Raw genomic sequence first — 22,443 nt, forward strand, 5'->3', positions numbered from 1 at the left:
CGGTCAGCGGTGGCGGTGGTCGTTGGGGGTGAGGCGGGGGCCGTAGCGGGGAGCCCGGGCGCCCGCCGCCAGCAGCAGGCGGCAGACCCGGTGGCGGTGCGGGCGGTAGGGCTCCAGCAGGGCCAGCATCTGGGCGTCGTCGCTGCGCGGGCGGCCCGCCAGGGCCCAGCCGACCAGGTTGGGCAGGTGGAAGTCGCCGACCGAGACCGCGTCCGGGTCGCCGTTGCTGCGCTGCAGGGTCTCGGCCGCCGTCCAGACTCCGATGCCCGGGACGGCGGTGAGCCGGGCGAAGGCCTCCTCGTGGCCCATCGCGGACGCCTCCTCCAGCCGCGGCGCCAGCCGGACGGCACGCATCACCGTCGCGGACCGCTTCGGGTCCACCCCCGCCCGGTGCCACTCCCAGCTCGGGACCAGCGCCCACTCCCGGGCCGACGGCGCCACCCGCATCCCCTCGGCCGGGCCGGGCGCCGGGGTGCCGAAGTCCCGCAGCAGGGTGCGCCAGGCGCGGTAGGCCTCGTCGGTGGTGACCTTCTGCTCCAGGATCGCCGGGACCAGGGACTCCAGCACCAGGCCCGTACGGGTCAGCCGCACCCCGGCGGTACGGCGCTGGACGTCCCGCAGCGGGCCGGGCGGCAGCACCAGCGCCTCCGGCTCGTCCTGCGCGCCCAGCAGCACCGGGAGGCGGTCGAGCAGCCAGTCCGCGGCCGGGCCCCAGGCCCACGCCTCGACCTCGCCGGACGCCGGCCGGGACAGCACCCGCAGCGTGCCGACGCCCGCCGGGGTGCGGGAGGCGCGCCAGACGGCGCCGTCACCCGCGGTCCGGTACGACGGGTCGGCGGGGCCCCGGCGCAGCGGCAGCAGGGTCCGGGCCGCGTCCAGCGGGAAGCCCGGCCGCCAGCGCCGCACCGAGCCGCCGCCCGTACCGTCCGTCCCGCCCGTCACTGCCGTCGCCTCCCGCGCCGCCGTCGCCCACCATGGGGATATGAACGATACGCGGCTGCCGGACCTGCCCTCCGGGGACGAGATCGCGGTGCGGGCGCTGTACCGCCGGATGCTGGACGGGTGGAACCGGCGGGACGGCGCGGCCTTCGCCGGACCGTTCGCGCCGGACGGCGAGGTGATCGGCTACGACGGGAGCGGGCACCGCGGCCGGTCGGTGATCGCCGCCGAGCTGGGTCGGATCTTCGCCGACCACCCGACGCCCCGGTACGTGGCCTCGGTGCGGCGGGTGCGGGCGCTGGGGCCGGGGGTGGCCCAGCTGGAGGCCGTCGCGGGGATGGTGCCGGACGGCGCGGAGGGGATCGACCCCGGGCTCAACGCGGTGCAGACGGTGATCGCGGTGAACGCCGGGGCCGGGTGGCGGATCGCGCTGCTGCAGAACACTCCGGCGCGGTACGACCTCCGGCCGGACCTGGGGACGGAGCTGACGGAGGAGTTGCGCGCCTTGGTGCGCCGGTGGGGCGACGTGGGGCCGGCGCAGGAGCGACCGGCCCGGCCGCGCGGGTGAGGACGGGGGCTCAGCGGCCCTGGAGGTGGGCGGCCCAGGAGCGGATGTCGCCGAGCCGGTTGTAGAGCCCGTCGCCCGGGCACTCGGTGGCGAAGGCGTCCCGGTGGCCGGAGACGGTGTCGAAGGAGACGACCGTGCCCTTGGGGTAGCGGCTCTGCGAGGAGCCGGACGTCAGGTTGGTCTGGCCGGACGCGTCCTGGCCGGTCAGGCCGAGCTTCCAGGCCGCGATCTTGCTCACGCCGTCCACCAGCTGCTGCGGCGGGCCGTCGGAGGTGAAGGTGCCGAGCGCGGCGACGCCGGTCGAGTCGGTGTTGAAGCCGAGGGTGTGCGCGCCGAGGACGGGCTGGGCGACGCCGCCGGCCCGGCCCTCGTAGATGGTGCCGCAGCGGTCGACCAGGAAGTTGTAGCCGATGTCCCGCCAGCCGTTGCTCTGGACGTGGTACTGGTAGATCGCCCGGATCATCTGCGGTGCGTCACTGCACGCGTAGTCCGTGGCGGTGGCGGTGTGGTGGACGAAGACCGCCTTGACCGTCCCGGTGTAGACGAAGCCCGGCTCGCGCAGCGACTCGTCGGCGCCCCAGCCCGCCCGGGTCACGATGCCCGGCCGCGGCCCCTCGTGGTCGGCCACGTCCCGGTGGGTCGCCGTTTCGCCCGGCAGGGTGCGCGGGGCGGAGGCCGGCGCGGAGGCGCCCTTGCCCGGGTCGACCAGTTCCGCGCGCAGGCCGGCGGGCAGCCCGTTCGGCCCTGGGGTGACCTCGATGGCCACGCCGTTGCTGGGACCGGTCCACAGCGGTGCGGTGGAGCCGCGGATGCCGGACCGGCCGTCCCGCTCGTCGGGGGCGTCCTCGCCCTCGACGTCCAGTCGGCGCCAGTCGCCCCAGGTGCCGGTGGCGAGGCTGCGGGTGCGGACCCGGATCGAAGTGCCGGCGAGGGACTGCCGGGGGTCGTCCCAGCTCACCCCGACGAGCGAGAACGGCTTGGTGGCGCGCTGGGTGACGCTGTGTTCGGCCGAGGCCAGCGACAGGCTCGTCACGGTGCCCCCGCCCGCGGAGGTCTGTTCGGTCGGCACCGGCTCCGCGACGGCGGCCGGGGCGAGGGTCGGTGGGAGGAGCAGGGCGGCGACGCAGCTCGCGGCGGCACCGACCAGAAGTGAGATACGCATAAAACGGATATTGAATGCAAATCCCCCCTGACGTCACCTCGGCTTGCGCCGCTCGCGTGCGCCGCCAGGCACCCCTCCCGGCCTCCCGCCCGAAGGCCTTAGGCTGGGGCGCACCATGACTGCGCCTTTCGCTGCCGATGCCCGCACCCCCGTCGAGCTGCTGCACGCATTCCTGCGCGGCGGCACCCCTTCGGTCGATCCCGCGGCCCCGCTGGTCACCTTCTACGACGACGCCACCGGCGAACGGGTGGAGCTCTCCGCCCGGACCTTCGACAACTGGGTGGCCAAGACCGCCAACCTCCTGCAGGACGAACTCAACGCCGGCCCCGGCGACCGGGCGGCGCTGCTGCTGCCCGCCCACTGGCAGAGCGCCGTCTGGCTGCTCGCCTGCTGGTCGGTCGGGGTGACGGCGGTGCCGGGCGGCGACCCGGCCACCGCCGACCTGGTGGTCAGCGGCCCGGACGGGCTGGCGGCCGCCCAGGCCTGCGAGGGCGAGCGGGTCGCGCTCGCGCTGCGGCCGCTCGGCGGCCGCTTCCCGCAACGCCCGGACGGCTTCCTGGACTACGCCGCCGAGGTGCCCGGCCAGGGCGACCGCTTCGCGCCGTACTCCCCCGTCGTCCCGGACGGGCAGGCGCTGGAGACCGCGGTGGACGGGCTGCCGCTGAAGCTGACGGGCGAGCAGACCGTCGCGCTGGCCCGGGAGGGGGCCGTCCGGCTCGGCCTCAAGCCCGGCGACCGGGTCCTGTCCACCCTCTCGTACGACGACTGGGCGGGCCTGGAGGCCGGCCTGCTGGCGCCGCTGGCGGCCGGCGCCTCGGTGGTGCTGTGCCGCAACTCGCAGGCCCTGGACGCCGAGCAGTGGGAGAAGCGGACGGAATCCGAACGGGTGACACTGCGCCTCGGGTGACCCCCGGGCCGGGGCCGGGCGGGTAGGGATCCCTGCCATGGCCGAGGACGAGACCGAGCACCCCCCGACCGCCGATCCCCCGACCAACGGTCCCCCGGCGGACACTCCCCCCGAGGACGCTCCCCCGGACGGGCCCGAACGCCCGCGCAGGCGCCGGCGGTGGCTGATGATCACCGCCGGCGTCGTCGCGTTCCTGCTGGTCGCCGGCGGGGTGCTGCTCTGGATCGCCTACCGCAAACTGGACGGCAACATCCGGACCGACGCGACCACCGACCGGCTGCTCGCCAAGCTGGAGGCCGAACGGCCCAGCCGCTCGGCCGGCGCGCGGGGCGCCGAGAACATCCTGCTGATCGGCAGCGACGACCGCTCCGGCACGAACGGCGCCTACGGGGGCCAGCCGGGCACCCAGCGCTCGGACACCACGATCCTGCTGCACCTGTCGGCCGACCGGCGGCACGCGACCGCGGTGTCCGTACCGCGCGACGTCATGGTCTCCGTGCCCGCCTGCGAGCGGCCGGACGGCACCCACAGCAAGCCGGGCCTGATGCAGTTCAACTGGGCCTTCGAGACGGGCGGTCCGGCCTGCTCCATCCGGACCGTCGAACAGCTCAGCGGGATCCGGATCGACCACTACCTGATCCTCGACTTCAGCGGCTTCAAGACGATGGTGGACGCGATCGGCGGGGTCGAGGTGTGCGTGCCGCAGCCGATCCACGACAAGGACGCCAAGCTCGACCTGCCCGCCGGCCGGCACACCCTGCACGGCGAGCAGGCGCTCGGCTACGTCCGGGCCCGGGAGAGCCTGGGGGACGGCAGCGACACCCAGCGGATGGGCCGTCAGCAGCAGTTCCTGGCCGCGCTGATCCGCAAGGTGGAGTCGCAGGGGGTGCTGCTGAACCCGGCCAGGCTGTGGCCGGTGCTGGACGCGGCCACCTCCTCGATCCAGGCGGACGGCGGGCTCTCCTCGCTCGGCGCGCTGTACGACCTCACCCAGGACCTGCGCGGCATCCCGTCCGCGGACGTGGTCTTCCTGACCGCGCCGCGCCGCCCGTACCGCTACGACTCGGACCGGGACGAGTTCGTGCAGCCGCAGACCACCCAGCTGTTCACGGCGCTGCGGGACGACCGGCCGGTGGCCGTCCGGCCGCCCGGGCCGACGCCGTCGGCGGGCCCGAGCGCGGGGCCGGGTGCCGGGCCGAGCGCGAGCCCGAGTGCGACCCCGAGTGCGGGCTCGGCGGAGGCGGCCTTCGCCGCGGCGTCACCCTCGGCGGGCGCCTCGCCCACGTTCGAGGGACGCACCGCCGACGTGGACGCCTGCGCGCAGCACTGAGCGCGGCCACGCGGGCCCGCTCCGGCCGGGCCGGACCGCGCCGCAGGTCGGCGCGGGTGTGCCGGTCGAACGCGTGGGAACGGACGGGATCCACCCCTGCTTCGTTCACACATGATGCAGATCACACCAGGAACGATTCCCCCGTTCGGCTCGTCTAGTGTGTCCGGATCGGCCCGTCAGGACGGGCGGGCCGGAGCCGTGACCGGTCGAAGGTAGGGAACCCCCGTGCACGAGGAGCAACCGGAAACCGGGCGGGCCCGGGTCGACCCGGCCCCCGGGGTCCCCCGGCAGCGCCGCCGCCGGGCCGCCGACGCCCCCGCGGCGCCGGCCGGGGAGGGCCGTCGGGACAGCCGGCGGCGGGCGGCCGCCGCCAAGCGGAACCGGCGCCGACGGGTGCTCAAGTGGACGGCCGGAACCGGCGCCCTGGTGCTGGTCGCGGGCTGCGGCGGGGCGTACTACCTGTACAAGCACTTCAACGACAACATCACCTCGGTCAAGGTCCAGCTGGGCGACGAGGCCGAGCGCCCCAAGGCCGCCGGGGACGCGCTGAACATCCTGGTGATCGGCACCGACAGCCGGGAGGGCCTCGGACGCCAGTACGGCGACGAGGGCAGCACCGGGCACGCCGACACCACGCTGCTGTTCCACATCGCCAAGGACCGCACCAACGCGACGGTGGTCAGCCTCCCGCGCGACCTGATGGTGCCGATCCCGGACTGCCAGACCGCCCAGGGGAAGAGGATCCCGGGCTCGCCGCGGGAGCAGTTCAACGAGAGCCTCGGCCAGGAGGGGCGGGACGCCGGCTGCACCTGGAAGACCGTCGAGAAGAACACCGGGATCCGGGTCGACCACTTCGTGCAGGTCAACTTCGAGGCGGTGAAGACCCTCTCCACCGCCGTCGGCGGGGTCGAGGTCTGCGCGGCCAAGGACATCGACGACTCGGGCTCCCACCTCAAGATGAGCAAGGGCCGGCACGTGGTCCAGGGCGAGGAGGCGCTGGCCTTCGTCCGCACCCGGCACGCGGTCGGGTTCGGCGGCGACCTCTCCCGGATCCCGCTGCAGCAGCAGTTCATCAGCTCGATGATCCGCAAGATCAAGAGCGACGACACCCTGACCAGCCCGACCAAGCTCTACAAGCTCGCGGACGCCGCCACCAAGGCGCTCACCGTGGACTCCGGCATCGGCAGCGTGGACAAGCTCAAGGACCTCGCGCTCGACATCAGCAAGGTCGACACCAAGAACATCACCTTCACCACCGCGCCCGTCCTGGACGACCCCAAGGAAAAGGGCCGGGTGATCTTCAAGCAGCCGGACGCCGGGCAGCTGTTCGCGATGGTCGCGGGCGACCGCTCGCTGACCGAGACGGCCGCCCCGCCCGCGCCCGCGGACACCGGTTCCGCCGCGCCGGGCACACCGGCCGCCACCGCCCCGGCGGTGGACACCAAGGACGTCCAGGTGACGGTGCGCAACGGCAGCGGCAAGCGCGGGCAGTCCGGGCCGACCGTCGAGAAGCTCCGCACGAAGGGCTTCGCCAAGGCCGAGGTCGGCAGCGACGCGCCGGTCGCCGCGGACACCACGGTGTCCTACCAGCCGGGCCAGGAGGCCGCGGCCGGTGCCCTGGCCACCGCCCTCGGGCTGCCGGGCGACGCCGTCCGGCCGGCCGCGAAGGCGGACCCCAAGGCCGGGCTGCTGCTGGTGCTCGGCAAGGACGTCCTGACCGCGTCCGCCGCCCCGTCGGCGGTGCCGACCGAGGCGCCCGAGGACCTGCAGAAGGTGCAGGCGGACGACACCGACGCCTGCGCCAAGTAGCCACGCCCGCACCCACGGAGGGGGGCGGGCGCGACGGGGCGTCAGCCGGTCTTGCGACGGGGGCGTCAGCCGGTCTTGGAGAGCACGTCCTCGGAGGCCGGGCCGACGCTGGCGATCACCCGGCGGGCCAGCGAGCGCGGCGAGGTGAGGAAGCCGAAGCCCCAGCTGAGGTGCATCGTCCCGAAGGCCACCGGCAGCATCGCCCTGGCCTTGAGGGACAGTCCGCGGCCCTCGGTCACGGCCCCGCCGACGATGCCCGCCAGATAGGCGCCGGGGACCGCGAGGAAGGCCGGGTGGACGGCGGCGCCGAGCACCAGCCCCAGGGTGACCGCGAGCAGCGCGGCCGGCGGGGCGAGGTAGCGCAGGTTGACCGAGCCGCGGTGGTAGCGGGTGACGACCCGGCGCCAGCGGCCGTAGTCCTTGTACTGCTTGGCCAGCGCCCGCACCGAGGGCCGGGGCCGGTACGTCACCTTGAGCTGCGGGGTGAACCAGACCAGGCCGCCGTCCTGGCGGATCCGGTAGTTCAGCTCCCAGTCCTGGGCGCGGATGAACTCCTCGTTGTACCCGCCGAGCTTCTCCAGCACCTCGCGCCGGAACACGCCGAGGTACACGGTGTCCGCCGGTCCGGCCAGGCCGCCGGTGTGGAAGGCCGCGTTGCCGACGCCGAGCTTGGAGGTCATCGCGGCGGCGACCGCGTTCTCCCACTCGGTCTCGCCCTCGGCGTGCATGATGCCGCCGACGTTGGCCGCCTCCATCTCGCCCAGCAGCCGGACGGCGGTCGCGATGTAGCCGGGGGTGAGCAGGCCGTGGCCGTCCACGCGCACCACTATCGGGTGGCGGGAGCCCCGGATCGCGGCGTTCAGCCCGGCGGGCGTCCGGCCGGTGGGGTTCGCCACCGTCCGCACCCGCGGGTCCTCGGCCACCAGCTCGGCGGCGATCTCGTCGGTCCGGTCGCCGGAGGGACCGAGGGCGATCACCACCTCCATCGGCCCCGGGTAGTCCTGGTCCAGGATGCGCCGGACGGCCGTGCGCAGGTGACGTTCCTCGTTGAGCACCGGCATGATCACGGAAACAGCCGGAAGCTCCTCAGCAGCCTTGGTGTTCATCGGGGCCCACCGTACCGGTGCGGACGCGTCCCCGTCTCGTCCCGGTCCGGGCGGCCGCGCGCACCTCGCGGCGCGGCACCGGCACTGTGATCGAGAACACGTCGCCAGGCCGCCGGTGCGGGCCTCCACCAGGGGGTACGACCCGGCTCGGAGCCCGGCTCAGATCGCGTAGTGGGCCACGGTGAACACCGCGTAGCCGACCAGGGCGAGCCGGTTCAGCAGGTGCTGCGGGGCGCCCAGCCGGTCCGGCAGGACGCCGGCCGGGCGCAGGTCCGGCCGGTGCGCGGCGGTGGCCACCGTCCTGGCCAGGGCCACCGGGTCGTACCGGTCGCCGAAGTGGCCCGCCAGCCAGACCGCCGGGCGGCTGGCGAAGGAGAACTCCCGGCCGCCGCGCAGCCGGATGGTGAGCAGGCCCCGGTGCACCGCCGCCGCGCTGATCTCCGGCCACCGGAAGGTGCGGGTGCGCAGCGCGGTGGCCACCCGCAGGCCGTTGCGGTCGGCCGCCATCTGCCAGGACAGCGTCTGGGCGCAGGCGAGGATCGCCAGCGAGCCGATCCAGAGCGGGCGCACCAGGTTCTCCCACCAGCCGTCGTCGTCCAGCAGCACGACGGCGGCGGCGACCAGCAGCGCCGTGACCGGCCCGGCCGCCGCCCGCAGCGGCAGCGGCATCTCCCAGCGGCGGGCGGCCACCGGCTCGGCGTCCGGCCCGGCCTCGGGGGCGGCCGCCACGGTCTCGGCGGTCAGCGCGGCGACGGCGAGCTCGCGCTCGCGGTAGCGCTCGGTGCGCCGACTGAGCCGCGGGGCCCGGGCGGCGGGCGCGACCAACGCCGCCACCCAGTACGGGTCGGTGTCCAACAGGCCCGGGCGGACGAGGAGTTGGCGGTCGGGGCCGTCGGGGCCGCGGTACAGCACGGCGGGCACGCTGCGGCCGGCGTGGGCCAGCCAGGCGGCGGCCTCGGCCGGGGTCGCCCGGTCGAAGAGCTCCTCGTGCTCCTCGTGCTCCTCGTACTCCTCGTCCTCGTACTCCTCGTCCTCGTCGGGGTCGAGGACCGGGTCGGGGTAGTCGTCGTCCTCGCTGCCGGTGTCCGCGTACTCGGGCACCCAGGCCGGGCCCTCCCGGCCCGGGACACCGCGCTGGGCCCAGCGGTAGCGGTCGCGCTCGACCAGGCGCCAGAGCCCGGGCCCCTCCGCCGGGCCGTCCAGCGGCTGGACCAGCAGGTCGCCGCGGGCGTCGGCGCGGACCCGGACGGCGAGCGCGGGGGCGGAGCCCTCGAAGGACGGCCGGGCGCGGCGGGCGCCGGCGACGGCGGCCGAGCCGAGCAGCACCAGGCCGGGCAGGGCGATCAGGCCGCCGGCGGCCAGCTGGCCGGAGAGGTCGTACTCGTCGCCCAGGGCGCGCACCGAGTCGCCGTCCACCAGCAGCGGGACGGGCTCGCCGGGCTGGGGCTGCCGCTGCCACCAGACGTCCAGGGCGGCGGTGCGCTCGGGGCCGCCGCCGGGCGGCTGGAAGCGGACGGTCAGGACCTCGTCCCGGTCGGTCGTGCCCGCGGTGCCGGTCACCCGGACGGCCCGCTCGGCGACGGCGTCCGCCCGGGCCTGCGCCCAGAGCCCGTACAGCGGGAAGGCCGCGGCGACCACGAGCAGCAGCACGCCGAGGGCGCGGCGCAGCACCGGCGGGCCGTCCCGCAGGACCGGCGAGGGCGCGCCGGCGGCCGTCCACGGGAAGGGGACGGGCGGGGCCATCAGCTCGTCCAGCTGCTGGCGGGCCCGGCGGCGGCCGGCCTCGGCGCCGAGCAGGACGGCGGTGAGCAGCACGTGGAGCAGCACCGCCGACCAGCGGGCGAGCGGGGTGACCAGGCCGTCCGGGAGGTACCAGAGCAGGGCCAGGACGACGGGCGGGACCAGCGCCCGGACCCGGACCCTGGCCGCCAGCAGGACGACCTCGGCCAGCACCGACCAGCCGGCCAGCGCCGAGCCCCAGGTGTCCCGGCAGATGCCCTGGGCGTTGCAGCGGGCGGCGCTGGGCTCCACCGCGGTGGCCAGGACCGCGAACGCGACCGGCAGCAGCGCGAGCCAGCGGCTGTCCAGCCGCCAGGCCGTGCGGGCGGCGCGCCAGCGGGCGGCCGTCGCGGCGGTGAGGGGCGCGGCGCTGGGCAGCGGCGGGGCGTCCGAGGGGAACATCGGACGATCATCTCAGCCCTCCGGAGACCGGACGTGCCGCAGGGGCCGGGCGCTGTGCGCACCCGGCCCCCGGCCCCGTGTTCCCCGATCCGGCGCCCCCCGGCGCCGGCTCAGTCCGTCGCGATGGCGGCGAGGACGTTCATCCGTCCGGCCCGGAAGGCCGGGACGAGCGCGGCGACCAGGCCGATCAGCACCGAGGAGACCAGGGTGATCGCGATCGTGGCGGTCGGCACGGAGAGCGTGCCGAGGCCCTGGTCCCGCAGGACGCCCTGGACGGTGACGCCCCAGGCGAGGCCCAGCCCGGTGCCGAGGACGGCGCCGAACAGCGCGATCACCACGGACTCCAGCCGGATCATCCGGCGCAGCTGGCGGCGGGAGAGGCCGATCGCCCGCAGCAGGCCGATCTCCCGGGTCCGCTCGACCACCGACAGCGCCAGGGTGTTGACCACGCCGAGCACGGCGACCGTGATCGAGAGGGCGACCAGCCCGTAGATCAGGTAGAGCAGGGTGTTGACCTGGGACTGCACCAGCTCCTTGTAGCCCGCCTGGTCCTTGACCGACAGCTGCGGGTACTCCTTGAGCGCGTCCTCCAGGGCGGTCAGCGTCCTGCCGGTGTCGGCGCCGGAGGAGGCCTTGGCGAAGAAGGTCCGGGGTTCGGGCACCTCGGCGGCCGGTACGGCCTCGGCCATGGTGGCGACGTCGACGAAGGAGGCGCCCCCGTAGAGCGAGCTCTTCGCGAACACGACCCCGACCTGCAGCACCTGGGTACGGCCCTTGAGGTAGGTGACGGTGACGCTGTCGCCGACCTTGAGGTTGTGGTCCTTGGCGAACTTCTCGCCGATCCCCAGCGCTCCGCGTCCGATCGAGTCGACCGTGCCGGAGGCGACCGGGAGGCGGAAGTCCGTGCCGAAGAAGGTCGGGGGCACGGCGGCCAGTCCGGTCCGCTCGGTCCGGCCGTCCGGCAGCTGGACCTTGGCGTCGAAGTCCTTCTCGGCGGTGACGTGGTCGACCCCCGGGGTCCTGCGGACCGCGTCCAGCATCTCGGCGGTGACCGCGGTGCGACCGCCGCTGATGATGTAGTCCACGCCCACCGACCGGTCGATCTGCTCGCTGGCGGAGGTGACCGCGGAGGAGCTGAACACCGAGGAGGCGATCACCAGCGCCAGGCCGATCATCAGCGCGGCGGCGGTGGCGCCGGTGCGGCGCGGGTTGCGCATCGCGTTGCGCTGGGCGAGCTTGCCGGACGGGCCGAACAGGGCCGGCAGCAGCGCGCCGAGCACCCGGATGACCGCGGTGGCCAGCAGCGGGCCGAGCACCACGAAGCCGATCAGGGTGAGCAGCACGCCCAGGCCGAGGTACTGGCCGCCGGTCGCCGCCTTCTCCGCCTTCGCGGCGAGCACCAGCAGACCGCCGCCGCCGGCCGTCAGGACCAGCCCGAGAACCGTACGGACCACGTTGGCGCGGGCCTCGGCCGGGGTGCCGTGGTCGCGCAGGGCGGCCATCGGCGAGATCCGGCTCGCCCGGCGGGCCGGGATCCAGGCCGCCACGACGGTGATCAGGATGCCCACCGCGTACCCGGCGACGAACACGTCCGGCCCGATCTGCAGGTCGCTCGCCCGCAGGTCCATGCCGATCGCGTTCATCAGCGCGATCAGGCCGACCGCGATGCCCAGGCCCGCCGCGATCCCGAGGGTCGAGCCGAGCACGCCCAGGATCAGCGCCTCGACCAGCACCGAGCGGTTGACCTGCCGGCGGCTGCCGCCGAGGGCGCGCAGCAGGCCGATCTCCCGGGTGCGCTGGGCGACCAGCATCGAGAAGGTGTTGATGATCAGGAAGCCGCCGACGATCAGCGAGACGCCGGCGAAGCCGAGCATCGCGTACTTCATGAAGTCCAGGCCGCTGCCGACGCTCTTGTTGTTCTCGTCCTTCTGCTCGGCCGCGGTCTTGACCTGGTAGCCGCCGCCGAGCTTGGCCAGGGCGTCGGCCTTGAGGCCGTCGTCGCTGCGGCTGCCGTCGCCGAAGGCCTCGATGGAGGTGAACGCCGGCTCGCCGAGCAGCACCTGCTGCGAGGTCGCGGTGTCCAGGAAGGCCAGCGCCGCGCCCGGGTTGGTGGTGGTGAAGGTGGCGATGCCCGCGATGGTGAACTCGTGCTTGCCGCCGGCGTTGTCGACCCGCAGCTTGTCGCCGAGGCCGAGCTTGGCCTTCTTCGCGGTGTCGGCGTCCAGCACCAGCTCGCCCGCGCCCCGCGGCACGTGGCCGGAGGTGATGGTGACTGGGTTGCGCGGGGTGTCGGTCCAGTTGCCGACCAGGGTCGGCGCCCCGCTGGTCGGGCCGACCAGCTTGTTGGTGGCCGGGTTGACCAGGGTCGCGTTGTGGACCATGACCTGGCCGACGGCCGTCTTGATGCCGGGCACCGCGGCGACCTGCCCGGCGAGCGCGGCCGGGACGGTGGCCGGCTTGTCGGCGAGCTCCGGGTCCTCGTCCTCGGCCGACTTGGGCGGCTGGACCGAGACGTCGGAGGCGGTCGCGGCGAAGAGCTTGTCGAAGGTACTGGTGGCGGTGTTCGAGAACACCAGGGTGCCGGAGACGAAGGCCACCGACAGCACGACGGCGATGAGCGAGAGCGCCATCCGGCCCTTGTGGGCGAAGAAGCTCCGCAGGGAGGTCTTGAGCAGCATGGTCGTGTCGCCCGCCGCTCAGCTGGTGCGCTTGCCGTCGAAACGGCGCATGCGTTCGAGGACGGAGTCGGCGGTGGGCGCGTGCATCTCGTCGACGATCACGCCGTCGGCGAGGAACAGCACGCGGTCCGCGTAGCCGGCGGCGACCGGGTCGTGGGTGACCATCACCATGGTCTGGCCCAGCTCGTCGACCGAGCGGCGCAGGAAGGTCAGCACCTCGGCGCCGGCCCGGGAGTCCAGGTTCCCGGTGGGCTCGTCGCCGAAGATGATCTCGGGGCGGGCGGCCAGCGCCCTGGCCACCGCGACGCGCTGCTGCTGGCCGCCGGAGAGCTGGGTCGGGCGGTGCTTGAGCCGGCCGGCCAGGCCGACGGTCTCCACCACCTGGTCCAGCCAGGCCTGGTCGGGCTTGCGGCCCGCGATGTCCATCGGCAGCGTGATGTTCTCCAGCGCGTTCAGGGTGGGCAGCAGGTTGAACGCCTGGAAGATGAAGCCGATCTTGTCCCGGCGCAGTCTGGTCAGCTGCTTGTCCTTGAGGCCGGTGATCTCGGTGTCACCGATCCAGATCCGACCGCCGCTGACCGTGTCCAGCCCGGCCAGGCAGTGCATCAGGGTGGACTTGCCGGAGCCCGAGGGGCCCATGATCGCGGTGAACCGGCCGCGCTGGATGTCGACGTCGACCGCGTCGAGCGCGGTGACCTTGGTCTCGCCGGAGCCGTACGCCTTGGTGACCTGACGGGCCGATGCGGCGACGGCGGAGGCTCCGCCGGGAAGCTGGGGGTCGTACACGGCTGCTGCTGCCGTCGTCACTGGAGTCTCCTATGGAAGATGCGCTCACCCGTTGCCCCCCAGCCTCACGGGTCCGCCCGCCGCGCGACATGGCGCAAGCGGTAGTCCTCGACCGGGAGTTGTCTCCACCCTCCCGGTGGACCTGGCCACCGGACCCGACCTGATCGGGTCGCTTCCTGGCGGGTGGGGATGTGAGAACCACCGTAGGAGCGGACGGCGGACGGCTCGTCATCCGACGGAATGAAGCGGCTCAACCAAGGTTCTACGGGGCGCGGCGTGTCTCCCCCTAGGGGGCGCCGCGGCCCGTCTCGGGGACGCCCCGTACGGGCCGCGGCCGCGGTCGCGCCGCCGGTCAGCAGCCGGACAGCAGCCGGACAGCGCCGGTGCGGCCAGCCGCTCCAGCGCGGTGGCGAAGCCGTCGACGACCGGGGCGAGCAGGTCCTCGGTCCCGTGCTCGAGCAGGGTCGCACCGTCCTCCCGGGCGGTGATGTGGCGGTCGAGCACGAACCAGCCCTGGGTGATGTGCCCGGCGCCCATCGAGCTGAGCACCGGACGCAGCGCGTAGTCCACCGCGAGGACGTGCGCGGGCGAGCCCCCGGTGGCCAGCGGCAGGACGGTCTTGCCCGCGAGCGCGTACTGCGGGAGCACGTCCAGCAGGGCCTTCAGCAGGCCCGAGTAGGCCGCCTTGTAGACGGGGGTGCCGATGACGACGCCGTCGGCCCGGGCGAACAGCTCGGCGACGGCGACGATCTCGGGGTGGTCGAAGTCGCCGGAGAGCAGCGGGTGCGCGGGCAGGCTGCGGGCCTCGAAGGGGACGACCTGGTGGCCGCGCTCCACCAGGAGCGCGTCGACGTGGCGCAGCAGGCGGGTGGTGCGGGAGGTGGCGGACGGGGAGCCGGAAACGGACAGGACGACGGCCATGGGTTCACCTCTGGCTGGAAGCGGGGCGGCGCGGCGCGGTGGGGAGGCGCTGCGGCGGGGGTCACCGGGGTGGGGTCCGGCACCCGGGGGCACTGCGTCCGTGGACGCGGGACGTGCGGGGTTCCGACGGGCGCGCGTCAGCCGCGACAGAGCGAACAGGCCACACCACGCCGCAGGTCGACGTGCCGCCGACGCGTGAGTGCCCAACGCTGGTCCATGTCCGGAATGCAAACACGGGCCGTTCGGGCCGGTCAAGAATCGTTTCAGCCGCTGGAACGCCGGGTGTCCGGACGTTGCGGCGGAACGATCCGGTACGTGCATCAAAACTGCTACAAGAGGCCTGGTGGGCCCCCCGGGGGGAGTCAGGCGGAGCCGGGTCGGGCATCCTCGACGGCATGAACACGTGGCAGGAGGGCCGCCCGGGGGGCGGCGGGAACCCGTACGGCGGCACCGGGGGCGGCGGCGCGGCGGCCGAGCCGCCGCTGCCGGCCTCGCTGAACCCGCGCGGGCCGGGGGCGTCCGCGCCGCGGCAGCCGGCCCAGCCGCCGGCGCCGTCCCGGCTCGGCGGTGTGCCGCAGCAGGGGGCCGGTGTGCCGCAGGGCGCCGGTGTGCCCGGCGGCCACCCCGGTGGACCGGCCGGTCCCGGACATCCGGGCGGACCCGGGGGGCCCGGCGGCCCCGGCGGACCGGGCGACGCCCGGCCGGCCGCCCCGCAGGCCAGGCGCTGGCCTCGGCGCCGGATCGTCAAGTGGTCGGTCTTCGGCCTGCTGATCGCCGTCATGGTGACCGCCGTCTCCACCTGGTTCTGGGCGGACTCCAAGCTCAACCACGAGAACGTGCTCGCCGACTACCCGGGCCGCCCGGCCGCCGGCAAGGGCACCAACTGGCTGATCGTCGGCTCCGACAGCCGCCAGGGCCTCACCGAGGGCGAGCAGGACGACCTGCACACCGGCCACGACGAGGGCAAGCGCAGCGACTCGATGATGATCCTGCACGTCGGGGACAACGGGAACACCCTGATGAGCATCCCGCGCGACTCCTGGGTGCCGATCCCGGAGCACGCGGGCAGCAACGGCAAGCCGGTCAAGGGCACCACCGCGAAGATCAACTCTGCCTTCGGCGCGGGCGGCGGGCGCCTGCTCGTCCAGACCGTCGAGACGAACACCGGCATCCGGATCGACCACTACGCCGAGATCGGCTTCGCCGGCTTCGTCGGCATCGTCGACTCCATCGGCGGCGTCGAGATGAAGATCGACCAGCCCGTCAAGGACAAGGACTCCGGCCTCGACCTCCAGGCCGGCGACCAGACCCTCACCGGCAAGCAGGCCCTGGCCTTCGTCCGCCAGCGCCACCAGATGGCCGACCAGGACCTCGGCCGGATGCGCAACCAGCAGAAGTTCCTCGGCGCCCTCGCCCACCAGGCCTCCTCCCCGGGCAACCTGCTCAACCCGTTCACCTTCTACCCGCTGGTCGACTCCGCGCTCGGCACCCTGATCGTCGACGAGGACTGCGGGCTGACCGACCTCGGATCGATGTTCCTCGCCATGAAGGACATCAACGGCGGCAGCGGCAAGTCGATGACCGTGCCGATCGGCAACGCGGACTTCCGGACCAAGACCGGCGAGTCGGCGGTGCTGTGGGACGCCACCAAGTCCAAGCAGGTCTTCGACGCCTTCAAGAACGACACGCCGGTGCCGGACGTCAAGTAGCCGATGACCTGCGATAGTCGCTCCATCGCCATGGGTGGATGTCACTCGTCACCGCGCTGATGGGCCGCCGTCGCCACCGCCTCCTGGGCCGCCTGGTCCAGGAGGCGCTCGCGCTCCACGGGATGGACGTGCCGGCCGCTTGCGATATCGGGCCCGGCCTCACCGTCCTCCACCGCGGCTTCGGCACCGTGCTGCACCCGCACACCACGCTCGGCGCCTCGACCGGGCCCGGGGAGATCCGGGCCGGCGCGCGGGCCCGCAAGGTGGGGGCGCGGGAGGGGAGTCGGGGGGTGCCGCCGATCCCGGTCCAGCCGGGGGCGGGTCGGCCGGGGGTGGGTCGGCCGAGTCCGGCCCGGCCGGAGGGGTCCTACCCCGCCTCGGGCTGACCGGCGTACGGCAGCAGCCCGGTGCCGCACTCCGGGAAGCGGACCAGCCACTCGCCCTCGCCGCCCTCGGCCTCGGTGGCGCCCGCGTAGCCGTAGTGGATCGGCTGCCCGTCGCCACCCAGCCAGCGGGCGTGCGCCAGTTGCACCGACAGGGCGGCCGGGCGGTGCGGCGCGGCCTGTTCCAGCACCAGCTCGTGTTCGGTCTCGCCGGGCCGGAAGACCACCGCGGTCTCCGTGCTCGGGCGACGCCCGAAGACGCGCGCCCCGTCCGTCCAGTAGGCGGCGACCGTCACCGCGAGCGTGCCGGCCAGGCTGCCGGTGCCCGGCCGGACGTACTCCTCGTCGGCGACCCAGCGGGCGTGGTGGCGGATCTCCTCGCCGCCGCGGCGCTCGTCCCAGCGCACCCAGTAGCCCGCCACCCGCTTGACCGTCATGCCCTCGCGGACGACCCGGACCACGAACCGCGCCGGGCCGGCCGGTTCACCGGACAGCCGGTCGCCCGACACCGGACCGCCGGACGCCGGACCGCCGGAGACCGGTTCGCAGGAGACCGGTTCGCAGGAGGCCAGGGAGACCACCGTCACCTGCTCGTACGTCACCTCGCCGTTGTCGGCGCTCTGCTCGATCATCGGTGAACCGCCTTGCCGGGGAGTCGAGTTCGGCCGCGGATCGGCCCGCGCCCGAGGAGAGCGTAGGGCGGTGGCGGAACCGGCCGGAGGGATTGCCCGGTTCCGGCCCGGGTGGTCGCGCGCCCGGCTACTCTGCCCCTCCGCCGGCCCGCCCGGACAGCCCGGGCAGCCGGTCGAGCGTGATGCCGAAGTGCTCGCGGTAGGCGGTGAGCGCCTCGGCGTCGGTGAGCTGCCGCTCGGTGCGGGCGCCGTCGGGGGCGGTGCGGATGAGCCGGCTGCCGCTGAGGGTGGTCCGGCCGCCGTCCTCGGCGAGCAGCGAGCAGGTGGTCGAGCGGGTGAAGTGCGAGTCCGGCGAGGTGCTCTGCCACCAGCAGGTCGGCCCGAAGTCGGCGAGCGGGTACGGAAGCGGGTCGAGCCGGTACTGCGGCTCGCCGTTCATCAGGACGTCCAGCTGACCGTGCGCGCCGTACGGGACGACGGTGAAGGTGCCCTGGGGGTCGGACTGCGGGCCGCGCTCGTCGAGGCGCAGCGGCAGCAGGCTGAACCGGCCGAAGCCGACGTCGACCAGCCAGGGCTCGTCCAGGTCGACCCGCAGCGCCAGGTGGTCGAACGGCGGGCCGGGGCGCTCCCCGTCGAAGACCCGGCCGGCCAGCAGGCCCACCCGGTAGCCCAGGGAGCGCAGCAGCTCGGCGAAGGCGCCGTTCAGTTCGTAGCAGAACCCGCCGCGGCGCCGGTCCACCACCTTGGCCACCAGGGCCGCCGGGTCCAGGACGACGGGCTCGCCGAGGTGGATGCTGAGGTTCTCGAAGGGGACGGACCCCAGGTGGGCCCGCTGCAGCCGCGCCAGGGCCTGCGCCGACGGCTCCCCGGGCTCCGGTACGCCGATGCGCGCCAGGTACGCCGCCCGCGCGGCGGGTGTCAGGCCCTCGTACGCCGTGTCGTGATCCATCCGCCCATTCCAGCCCGGCCGGGGCGGCGCGGGCCATCGGTCCTTGGGCCTAGGACTCTCCTCGGGCCTCTCCTCGGGCGTCTCCTCGGGAAAGGCCGCCGCCCCGGAGCGGGAAGTCGGCGGATCCGACTTCCCGCTCCGGGGCGGCAGGCACACGAGGGGCAGCGGTGGTTACTCGACCACGCCGGACTTGGCGATCTTGATGGAGGCCGAGGTGCGGCCGCTCTGCGAGCCGAGCGACTCGACCTTCTTCACGACGTCCATGCCCTCGACGACCTCGCCGAAGACGACGTGCTTGCCGTCCAGCCAGTCGGTGACGATGGTGGTGATGAAGAACTGCGAGCCGTTGGTGTTGCGGCCGGCGTTGGCCATCGACAGCAGGCCCGGGCGGTCGTGCTTGAGCTGGAAGTTCTCGTCCGCGAACTTCTCGCCGTAGATGCTCTTGCCGCCGGTGCCGTTGTGGTTGGTGAAGTCACCGCCCTGCAGCATGAAGGCGGGGATCACGCGGTGGAAGCCGGAGCCCTCGTAGCCGAAGCCGTGCTGGCCGGTGGCCAGCTCGCGGAAGTTCTGGGCGGTCTTCGGAACGACCTCGTCGAACAGCTTGAAGACGATGCGGCCGGCCGGCTCGTCGTTGATGGTGATGTCGAAGAAAACGTTGGAACTCATACAGGGATCATGGCACGAACGTTCGGCTCCCGCGTGGTGCACCCGGGAGGGCCGGAGCGGAGCGGCGGAAGCTACCATCGATGTCAGGTTCAAGTCCCATCGGGACGCGGACCCTTCGACGATCGGACCGACGACGGGACGGGCGGCGTGCGGATCGGTGAACTGGCCCGGCGGACGGGCGTGAGCGAGCGCTCGCTGCGCTACTACGAGCAGCAGGGCCTGCTGGTCGCCCGCCGCACCGGGGGCGGCCACCGCGAGTACCCGGAGACGGCGGTCGACCGGGTGGTGCACATCCAGGAGCTGTTCGCGGCCGGGCTGCACAGCCGGACCATCTACAAGATCCTCCCCTGCATGCGGGACTCCGACGGCGGCCCCAACGAGACCGCCACCCCGCTGCTGGTGGAGGAGCTCACCGCCGAGCGCGAGCGGATCGACCGGATGATCAACGACCTGCTGCGCTCGCGCGAAGTGCTGGACGAGGTGATCCAGACCGCCTCCGGGTCGCCGTCGCCCGAGGCGGCCTGACCGGGCGGCCCGACCGGGCCCGGGGGCCGGGACGGCGGCGGCCCGGGCCCGCCCGCTCAGGCCGCCGGCTTGCGGGCCAGCAGGTACGCCTGCGGGACCTTCTCCTCACCCTCCGGCTCACGGACCGTACGGGAGGTGACCGGCAGGCCCGCCGCCCGGGCCAGCTCCTCGACGCGCTCCGGCCGCAGGCGCCGGAAGTCCAGCGACACCGGGCGCCCGAAGGGCTCCTCCAGACGCAGCGGCTCGTCGCCGACCTGGAACGCGAGCAGCAGCCGGCCGCCGGGGGCGAGCACCCGGGCGAACTCGGCGAACACCTCCGGCAGGCGCTCGGCCGGGGTGTGGATGATCGAGTACCAGGCCACCGCACCGGTCAACTCGCCGTCCCGGAACGGCAGGTCCAACAGCGAGCCGACGCCGAACGGCACCTCGGGACGCTCCGCCCGGGCCAGCTCGACCATCCGCGGCGAGAGGTCGATCCCGCACGCGTCCAGACCGAGCCCGTGCAGGTGGCCCGCCACCCAGCCCGGGCCGCAGCCGAGTTCCGCCACCTTGGCCTCGGGGCGCTCCGCCCGGACCAGTTCGGCGAACAGCCCCAGCACGGCCCGGTCCGTCGGCATGGTGTCCAGCGCGCCCCGGAAGCGATCGGCGTAGTCGGTGGCGATGGCGTCGTAGAACGCCCTGGTCGTGGCGAGGAAGTCCGGCTCGGTCATGGCCCGGCACCCTACCCCGCGGCGCCGGAACGTAGCATCGCCTTCGTCAACAAGCCTGAGGGGAACGGACGATGAGCACCATCGGGGTCTACCTGGCGCATCCGCGGCCGGGCAGCTTCAACCACGCGCTGTACGCGGCCGTGCAGGACGAACTACGGGCGCACGGCTGCGAGGTGCGGGCCCACGACCTCTACGCGGAGGGCTTCGGACCGCTGCTGACCGCCGAGGAGACCGGCACGGTCGACCCGGCCGACCGCTCCCCCGACGAGCAACTCGCCCTGCACCGCGCCGAAGTGGCCACCCTCGACGCGATCGTGCTGATCCACCCCAACTGGTGGGGCATGCCACCCGCCGTCCTGGCCGGCTGGGTGCAGCGGGTACTGGCCCCCGGCGTCGCGTACAAGCTCGGCACCGCCGACGGCGAACCGGCCGGGCTGCTGCGGGCCGGGCGGGCCCTGGTGCTGAACACCTCGGACACGCCCGAAGCCCGCGAGCGCGACGAGTTCGGCGACCCGCTGGAGCGGATCTGGGCGGCCTGCGTGCTGCCGTACGTCGGCGTCACCGACGTACGGCGCACGGTGTTCCGCACGGTCACCGACTCCCCCGCCGAGCTCCGCGCCGAGTGGCTGCGGCAGGCCCGGGAGCAGGCGGCGGCACTGCTCGGCTGAGCGGGAGCGCCGGGCGGAGCCGAGGTGGGCCCGAGGTGGGCCCGGGGTGGGAGGACGGACCCTAGGCCGCGGTCTGGAGGTCCAGCTCCGCCACGGTCTGGTCGCCGCTGAGCTCGCCGGTCGGGCGGAAGCCGAGGCGGGCGTAGAACTCCGCCGGTCCGTCCGGGCCGGGCACGTACGTGACGGTGGCGCGGGTGCCGCCGCGACGGCGGATCTCGGCGCAGACCTGCTCCACGGCGAAGCGGCCGTAGCCGCCGCGCTGCGCCTCGGCGTCGACCAGCAGGCGCCAGAGCCCGGAGCGGGGGCGGTCGTCGGGCCGTTCCGGGTTGAAGCGGATGTCGAAGAAGGCCATCACGAAGCCCACCGGCCGCTCGCCGTCCAGGATCAGCCGGGGCCAGGCGGTCTCCCCGTACGCGTACGCCTCGGCCAGCGACTTCACCACCGGCGCGACCAGGCCCTCCTGCTCGGGGCGCACCCGCAGGGCCAGGGCGGCGTCGATGTTGTCGGGGGTGATGGCGGCCAGGCTGAGCGCGGCGGGTGCGGAGGTCATGGCGGGCAGCCTAGGGAACCGGCTGCCCGCCGTCGCGCGGTTTTCCGGCGCCCTGGCCGGCTCCCGGACGGCAGCCGGGGCCGCCACCCGGTTACGCGCCACCGCTTACGCGCCACCGGTCACGCGCCGGCCGGGTAGTCGGTGCCGCGGCCGACCTCGGCCCAGGCCTCGGCCTCCTGCCGCGCGCCGTCCAGGTGGCCGAGCACGCCGTCCACCGCGTCGCTGCCGAGCGCGAGCCGCAGCGGGGTCCGCTCGGCGGCCAGGGCGGCGAGGATCGCCGCAGCGGCCTTCTCCGGGTCGCCGGGCTGCTTGCCGTCGGAGTCCGGCAGCCCGGTGCGGACCGGGCCGACCACCGGCTCGTACGCGGCGATCGGGGTGGCGTGGGCGAGCGCGCCGCCGCCCGCGAAGCCGGTCCGGAACGAGCCCGGCTCGACGACCAGCACCTTGATCCCGAACCCGGCGACCTCCTGGGCCAGCGCCTCGGACAGCCCCTCCAGCGCGAACTTGGTGGCCGAGTAGGCGCCGACACCGGGGAAGGAGAAGCGGCCGCCCATGCTGCTCATCTGGACCACCGCGCCCGAGCCCTGGGCCCGCATGTGCGGCAGCACCGCGCGGGTGAGCGCGGCCGGGCCGAAGAAGTGCAGCTCCATCAGGTCCCGCAGCTCGCGGTCGGTGTACTCCTCGACGGCGCCGATCAGGCCGCGCCCGGCGTTGTTGACCAGGACGTCGACCCGCCCGTACCGCTGCACGACCTCCTCGACCACGACGGGGATCCGCTCCTGGTCGGTCACGTCCAGCTGGACCGGGACCAGCCGGTCCGGGTGCGCGGCGGCCGACTCGGCCAGCGTCTCGGGGCGCCGGGCGGCCGCCACGACGGTGTCGCCGGCCGCCAGTGCGGCCTCGGCAATCGCCTGGCCGAAGCCGGAGTTGGCGCCGGTGACCAGCCAGACCTTGCCGGCGGGGTGCTGCTCGGAGGTGTCGCCCATGATCCGTGATCTCCCACGATCGTCGTGCTCTGCCTGTGAGTTGACGATCATTTATGACATCGGAGGCACGGATCCGTCCAGGACGGTTCGACACCGGACGACAGACGGCCCCCGACCGCGGACGGGCGGTCGGGGGCCGTGGGCACCGGGGCCGTGGGCACCGGGCCGCGCATTGCGGCCGGGCCGTCGGGGCAGGTCAGGCCTGGTTACGGGAGGTTGCGGGCCATCACGATGCGCTGGACCTGGTTGGTGCCCTCGTAGATCTGCGTGATCTTCGC

General features: G+C 74.3%; 20 protein-coding genes and 1 pseudogene. 8 read left to right on the forward strand and 13 right to left on the reverse strand.

Annotation, left to right across the window (positions count from 1 at the left end):
* Nucleotides 1–3 precede the first annotated feature (3 nt).
* Nucleotides 4–942 carry a DNA-3-methyladenine glycosylase family protein gene (locus ACIRD3_RS38425; RefSeq protein WP_402226233.1) on the reverse strand — a complete coding sequence of 313 codons (939 nt, stop codon included), beginning with the start codon at nt 940–942 and terminating at the stop codon, nt 4–6.
* A gap of 40 nt (nt 943–982) precedes the next feature.
* Between ACIRD3_RS38425 and ACIRD3_RS38430 the strand changes: the two genes are divergently transcribed.
* Complete coding sequence (locus ACIRD3_RS38430; protein ID WP_402226236.1) at nt 983–1,507, forward strand: SgcJ/EcaC family oxidoreductase; 525 nt, start codon at nt 983–985, stop codon at nt 1,505–1,507.
* 10 nt (nt 1,508–1,517) lie between these two features.
* Here ACIRD3_RS38430 and ACIRD3_RS38435 read toward each other — a convergent pair whose 3' ends face one another.
* Nucleotides 1,518–2,669: a peptidoglycan recognition protein gene (locus ACIRD3_RS38435; RefSeq protein ID WP_402226239.1), complete on the reverse strand. Its 1,152-nt coding sequence runs from the start codon at nt 2,667–2,669 to the stop codon at nt 1,518–1,520.
* A gap of 115 nt (nt 2,670–2,784) precedes the next feature.
* Here ACIRD3_RS38435 and ACIRD3_RS38440 point away from each other — a divergent pair, with 115 nt between their 5' ends.
* The 3 genes from ACIRD3_RS38440 to ACIRD3_RS38450 all read left to right on the forward strand — a co-directional run bounded on the left by ACIRD3_RS38440 (nt 2,785) and on the right by ACIRD3_RS38450 (nt 6,715).
* Nucleotides 2,785–3,576, forward strand: a complete 792-nt coding sequence (locus ACIRD3_RS38440) for a TIGR03089 family protein (RefSeq protein WP_402226241.1) — start codon at nt 2,785–2,787, stop codon at nt 3,574–3,576.
* Between the two features lie 37 nt (nt 3,577–3,613).
* On the forward strand, nt 3,614–4,906 hold the full coding sequence (locus ACIRD3_RS38445; protein ID WP_402226243.1) for an LCP family protein: 1,293 nt from the start codon (nt 3,614–3,616) through the stop codon (nt 4,904–4,906).
* A gap of 225 nt (nt 4,907–5,131) precedes the next feature.
* Nucleotides 5,132–6,715, forward strand: coding sequence for an LCP family protein (locus ACIRD3_RS38450; protein ID WP_402226245.1), 1,584 nt, complete (start codon nt 5,132–5,134; stop codon nt 6,713–6,715).
* A gap of 65 nt (nt 6,716–6,780) precedes the next feature.
* On the opposite strand, the gene ACIRD3_RS38455 is transcribed toward ACIRD3_RS38450, so the two are convergent.
* The 5 genes and pseudogenes from ACIRD3_RS38455 to ssuE form a co-directional block, all read right to left on the reverse strand.
* Entirely contained in the window at nt 6,781–7,821 is a 1,041-nt protein-coding gene (locus tag ACIRD3_RS38455; RefSeq protein ID WP_402226247.1) for a glycosyltransferase family 2 protein, read from the reverse strand.
* Nucleotides 7,822–7,980: 159 nt separating this feature from the next.
* Entirely contained in the window at nt 7,981–10,002 is a 2,022-nt protein-coding gene (locus tag ACIRD3_RS38460; RefSeq protein WP_402226250.1) for a hypothetical protein, read from the reverse strand.
* Nucleotides 10,003–10,112: 110 nt separating this feature from the next.
* The gene (locus ACIRD3_RS38465; RefSeq protein WP_402226253.1) at nt 10,113–12,680 is read right to left on the reverse strand and encodes an ABC transporter permease; all 2,568 of its coding nucleotides are present in this window, start codon (nt 12,678–12,680) and stop codon (nt 10,113–10,115) included.
* A gap of 18 nt (nt 12,681–12,698) precedes the next feature.
* Nucleotides 12,699–13,487 (reverse strand): ABC transporter ATP-binding protein, encoded by a 789-nt coding sequence (locus ACIRD3_RS38470; protein WP_402226255.1) that lies wholly within the window; start codon nt 13,485–13,487, stop codon nt 12,699–12,701.
* A gap of 378 nt (nt 13,488–13,865) precedes the next feature.
* Nucleotides 13,866–14,387 (reverse strand): annotated as a pseudogene (gene ssuE, locus ACIRD3_RS38475) (NADPH-dependent FMN reductase); the annotation flags it as partial.
* Between the two features lie 395 nt (nt 14,388–14,782).
* On the opposite strand from ssuE, the gene ACIRD3_RS38480 reads away from it, so the two are divergent.
* Both ACIRD3_RS38480 and ACIRD3_RS38485 read left to right on the forward strand, forming a co-directional pair.
* Nucleotides 14,783–16,096 (forward strand): LCP family protein, encoded by a 1,314-nt coding sequence (locus ACIRD3_RS38480; protein WP_402226258.1) that lies wholly within the window; start codon nt 14,783–14,785, stop codon nt 16,094–16,096.
* A 38-nt stretch (nt 16,097–16,134) separates the two neighbouring features.
* The gene (locus tag ACIRD3_RS38485) at nt 16,135–16,482 is read left to right on the forward strand and encodes a hypothetical protein (RefSeq protein WP_402226260.1); all 348 of its coding nucleotides are present in this window, start codon (nt 16,135–16,137) and stop codon (nt 16,480–16,482) included.
* On the opposite strand, the gene ACIRD3_RS38490 is transcribed toward ACIRD3_RS38485, so the two are convergent.
* The 3 genes from ACIRD3_RS38490 to ACIRD3_RS38500 all read right to left on the reverse strand — a co-directional run bounded on the left by ACIRD3_RS38490 (nt 16,464) and on the right by ACIRD3_RS38500 (nt 18,726).
* Nucleotides 16,464–17,111 carry a hypothetical protein gene (locus ACIRD3_RS38490; protein ID WP_402226262.1) on the reverse strand — a complete coding sequence of 216 codons (648 nt, stop codon included), beginning with the start codon at nt 17,109–17,111 and terminating at the stop codon, nt 16,464–16,466. The genes ACIRD3_RS38485 and ACIRD3_RS38490 overlap by 19 nt on opposite strands.
* Before the next feature lie 127 nt (nt 17,112–17,238).
* Nucleotides 17,239–18,060, reverse strand: coding sequence for an arylamine N-acetyltransferase (locus tag ACIRD3_RS38495; protein WP_402226265.1), 822 nt, complete (start codon nt 18,058–18,060; stop codon nt 17,239–17,241).
* 171 nt (nt 18,061–18,231) lie between these two features.
* Complete coding sequence (locus tag ACIRD3_RS38500) at nt 18,232–18,726, reverse strand: peptidylprolyl isomerase (protein ID WP_402226267.1); 495 nt, start codon at nt 18,724–18,726, stop codon at nt 18,232–18,234.
* A gap of 147 nt (nt 18,727–18,873) precedes the next feature.
* Here ACIRD3_RS38500 and ACIRD3_RS38505 point away from each other — a divergent pair, with 147 nt between their 5' ends.
* Nucleotides 18,874–19,251, forward strand: a complete 378-nt coding sequence (locus tag ACIRD3_RS38505; RefSeq protein WP_402226269.1) for a MerR family transcriptional regulator — start codon at nt 18,874–18,876, stop codon at nt 19,249–19,251.
* Nucleotides 19,252–19,307: 56 nt separating this feature from the next.
* Here ACIRD3_RS38505 and ACIRD3_RS38510 read toward each other — a convergent pair whose 3' ends face one another.
* The gene (locus ACIRD3_RS38510; protein ID WP_402226272.1) at nt 19,308–19,961 is read right to left on the reverse strand and encodes a class I SAM-dependent DNA methyltransferase; all 654 of its coding nucleotides are present in this window, start codon (nt 19,959–19,961) and stop codon (nt 19,308–19,310) included.
* 71 nt (nt 19,962–20,032) lie between these two features.
* Between ACIRD3_RS38510 and ACIRD3_RS38515 the strand changes: the two genes are divergently transcribed.
* Nucleotides 20,033–20,629, forward strand: a complete 597-nt coding sequence (locus tag ACIRD3_RS38515; protein WP_402226274.1) for an NAD(P)H-dependent oxidoreductase — start codon at nt 20,033–20,035, stop codon at nt 20,627–20,629.
* A gap of 61 nt (nt 20,630–20,690) precedes the next feature.
* On the opposite strand, the gene ACIRD3_RS38520 is transcribed toward ACIRD3_RS38515, so the two are convergent.
* Nucleotides 20,691–21,179, reverse strand: coding sequence for a GNAT family N-acetyltransferase (locus ACIRD3_RS38520; RefSeq protein WP_402226277.1), 489 nt, complete (start codon nt 21,177–21,179; stop codon nt 20,691–20,693).
* Nucleotides 21,180–21,298: 119 nt separating this feature from the next.
* Complete coding sequence (locus tag ACIRD3_RS38525; protein WP_402226279.1) at nt 21,299–22,165, reverse strand: oxidoreductase; 867 nt, start codon at nt 22,163–22,165, stop codon at nt 21,299–21,301.
* Nucleotides 22,166–22,443 lie beyond the last annotated feature (278 nt).

This window comes from Kitasatospora sp. NPDC093550 (assembly GCF_044764985.1).
Taxonomy (GTDB): domain Bacteria; phylum Actinomycetota; class Actinomycetes; order Streptomycetales; family Streptomycetaceae; genus Kitasatospora.